The following is a 3,020-nucleotide window of genomic DNA, read 5'->3' as shown; positions in this document are numbered from 1 at the left end:
AGGAAACTCACGGCGGATAATGGTATCGGCTGACGCGATCTGAATGAGCAGTGTTGGGTCATAATTCGGGTGGTCACGCCAGACATAACTGATTTCATCTTCTGGCAGGCCGTACTCAATAAAGCGGGTTGCTGTCTGGTCTACGAGGATCGTATACGGCACACAGAACATGACACGCTTTCCACGAGAGACATAACCGTCAGTGATAAAGGCCGCCAGTCCGGTCTTGCCTGAACCTGTTGGGCTGTACACCATGAAAGTACGGTGTTGTTTCCAGTACTGCCGCAACAGGCTTAAGCTGCGCTCTTGCGCGAAGTTGGGGGTAATTTCTAGCATGATGTTACTCCCTGTTTATTTTTCTGTGCTGCCGTGCGATACTTTCCCGCAGGTAACTTTTCGTTAGTGCCGACCGCAAGAGCCTGAGCAGTTGCACCCTGCAAAGTTTGGCTGTTCAGTTTCTTGCACCCTCTTACACTTCCATTCTCATTTAACATTGATACCCTCACTTGAATAATTTCCACTGCCAGAGAAAAGGCCTTTTTATTTTTCCCATTTGGACGTCTAAGCGTCTGTGTGATTTTGATATCCCTATAGTGATCTATATATAAGATCTGAGTTCTTCCTTTGGCTGTGCCTTCCCTAACACCCCCTTTCAAAGATCACCCCCCTTACCCCCCTAGAAAGTTTTCCCCTCTTCCCCGATGTACTGCCTAACTGATACATGAATGTACTTATCAACGAGTACGCACTTAGAATTAAACTGGACATGTTGTTACTCCCATCGGCTCCGCTGTGTACCCCTGTGCCGCTCTCTCATACTTCGTGACAGATTCCCTGAGCCGGATATTTGCCGCCCGTCTGGCTGCATTGTCTTTGCGGTATGACACTGGCTCGTTATCCCATGCTGACTGATACACTTCTGAATACTGAGCAGTGATCTTCGCTCGGGTGCTTGCCCGCAGTTTTGCCAGCACCTCCTGAATCCATGTGCCATCGTCAGGGTAGAAATGCGATGGCATGGTGACCTTGGTGAAATTAGGAAACATTGTTGTGCTCTACGGGCGGTGGAAACACTTTAGGCAGATCGGGGCGTAGCTCGTGGGCTTGGACTGCGCCGTTTGTGGCTTCAGTTATTGCAACCGCATGTTCAGGTGAAACTCTTTTCAATCCTCGAAGCCATTTCCAAACAGCTCCTTGAGTCACTCCAATTTGTCTTGCAAGTGCCGTCTGCCCTCCCGCAATACTCACAGCTCTGTAGATTGGCGATACGTAAGACTTTTCTTTCATTACACACCCTCATAAAAATACTTTGGTATTTATATTAATCCTTAAGTATTTTCAAGGCAAGTGCGATAAAATTGTTTTTTTAATACCTTGAGATTAAAATTGAGTAATACTTCAATTTGAGGATCGGCTATGGAACATGAAACATTAGCGCAAAGACTTAAGCATGCGCTTTCCCTTCGGGGGCTTACGCAGATGCATTTAGCAAAAAAAGTAGGTGTCACTCAGGGGGCAATACAGAAACTAACTTCAGGTAGAGCTACTTCTACAAGAAAAATTTTGGCGATAGCTGAGGCACTAGAAGTCTCAGCAGAATGGTTGGAGCGAGGTGTCGGCACCCCGAGTTCTGGAGTGAGCAGCACCATACTTACCGCTGCTCAACAAGATAAGGCTTTCAGAGTTGAAGCTTTGGATATAGAAACTCTTTCAGGGGAAGAAAAGCTGTTTTTAACTGAATTTAAGCAGACAGTAAGTGCCATTGAATACTCACCAAAACAAGCCCAAATGCTGTTTAACAACCGCGCCCCTGATACAATCAAAGTAATCTCTGTCTACGGCGATAGTATGGCTGATACGATAGAGCCAGGAGATCAGATTTTTGTTGATATAACTTCTCAACACTTTGATAGTGATGGTGTTTACTTGTTTATATTTGGTCATTGTTTATACGTAAAGCGCCTACAAATGCAAGGCTATAAAATGGCGGTATTATCAGATAACTCTCACTACGAGGCGTGGTATATCGATAAAGAGGAAATACCTTTGCTACGTATAGTCGCCAAAGTCTTATTCTGCCAATCACAAAAACTGAAGCTATTCGCTTAAATCCAACATATGAGGCTGACTAATCATCAGCCTCATCTCATACATATAGCAATAATATCAATTGGTATTATTGACATAAAATATCATACCAACATTAAAACTTTAATATTTTATAAATCAATGACATAAAAAAATACAAAAGTATTTTTAAAAATACCATTGACTCACATAAAAATACCTTGGTATTATTCATTTCAAGGAAAGGTCATCTTCACTGGTAATGTATCTAATAGCAAAACTGGAGGAATGAATTTACCATGACAACATTTATTTTCGCAGCAATTAAGCGTTCTGATATCAATCAAAAGCATCCCGTCAGAATTAAATGCGTTGCTGAAAGCTACCTACAAGCAAAAATAATGCTATCTAGCTCGTATATCACGGCGTGGGCAGGTCAAGTCATATCCCCATACAAATAATTACATTAAATATTAATTTAATCCGATTGCAGCAAGGACATAAATATATGAACACCCCAGTATCCGTCACCAAAACCCATAAAACACCAGAAACACCGGAAGAAAATATTTATCACTCAGCTTCCATTGCAAATAAATACGCAACTGATTTAATGAATGAGATGGAGCCTTTAATAGATCAGATGGAAATTAACCATCCTAAAGAAGCTGCTAGATTCACATCTCTTATTAGTGAATTAGTTTTAATGACGGGAATCACTAAAAACAGAGCCGAAAAACTATTAGTTCCTAAACCATCTATTATTTTAAACAAAAACACTTTGACTATAAATTATAAAATAGAAGAGTAAAAACTAATGGAGACATCAATGTTAACTCTAACTCGCCGCCCACAAGAAAAAATTATGATAGGTGACGATATCGTAATAACAGTATTAAGCATTCAAAGGAATCAAGTAAAAATCAGAATTGAAGCACCCAAAGAAATTCCTG

7 protein-coding genes are annotated in these 3,020 nt (G+C 41.2%); 3 read left to right on the top strand and 4 right to left on the bottom strand.

Features of this window, described 5'->3' with window-relative positions:
• The 4 genes from AAC854_RS21865 to AAC854_RS21850 form a co-directional block, all read right to left on the bottom strand.
• The coding region (locus AAC854_RS21865; RefSeq protein ID WP_340618939.1) for a DEAD/DEAH box helicase family protein at positions 1-336 on the bottom strand (336 nt) is incomplete at its 3' end.
• Positions 330-494 carry a hypothetical protein gene (locus tag AAC854_RS21860; RefSeq protein ID WP_340618938.1) on the bottom strand — a complete coding sequence of 55 codons (165 nt, stop codon included), beginning with the start codon at positions 492-494 and terminating at the stop codon, positions 330-332. The genes AAC854_RS21860 and AAC854_RS21865, both read right to left, overlap by 7 nt.
• 261 nt (positions 495-755) lie before the next feature.
• Positions 756-1,046: a hypothetical protein gene (locus AAC854_RS21855; RefSeq protein WP_340618937.1), complete on the bottom strand. Its 291-nt coding sequence runs from the start codon at positions 1,044-1,046 to the stop codon at positions 756-758.
• A complete protein-coding gene (locus tag AAC854_RS21850; RefSeq protein WP_340618936.1) occupies positions 1,036-1,287 on the bottom strand; it encodes a transcriptional regulator in 252 nt (83 codons plus the stop codon). The genes AAC854_RS21855 and AAC854_RS21850 overlap by 11 nt, the downstream gene beginning before the upstream one ends.
• A 129-nt stretch (positions 1,288-1,416) precedes the next feature.
• On the opposite strand from AAC854_RS21850, the gene AAC854_RS21845 reads away from it, so the two are divergent.
• The 3 genes from AAC854_RS21845 to AAC854_RS24455 all read left to right on the top strand — a co-directional run.
• Positions 1,417-2,109, top strand: a complete 693-nt coding sequence (locus AAC854_RS21845; RefSeq protein WP_340618935.1) for an XRE family transcriptional regulator — start codon at positions 1,417-1,419, stop codon at positions 2,107-2,109.
• A gap of 466 nt (positions 2,110-2,575) precedes the next feature.
• On the top strand, positions 2,576-2,878 hold the full coding sequence (locus AAC854_RS21840; protein ID WP_340618934.1) for a hypothetical protein: 303 nt from the start codon (positions 2,576-2,578) through the stop codon (positions 2,876-2,878).
• Between the two features lie 6 nt (positions 2,879-2,884).
• Positions 2,885-3,020 (top strand): carbon storage regulator (locus tag AAC854_RS24455; protein ID WP_422824124.1); only part of this gene is annotated, 136 nt, incomplete at its 3' end.

The organism is Xenorhabdus entomophaga, from assembly GCF_037996725.1.
Classification (GTDB): domain Bacteria; phylum Pseudomonadota; class Gammaproteobacteria; order Enterobacterales; family Enterobacteriaceae; genus Xenorhabdus; species Xenorhabdus khoisanae.
This window is presented reverse-complemented; position numbering and strand designations above follow the sequence as displayed.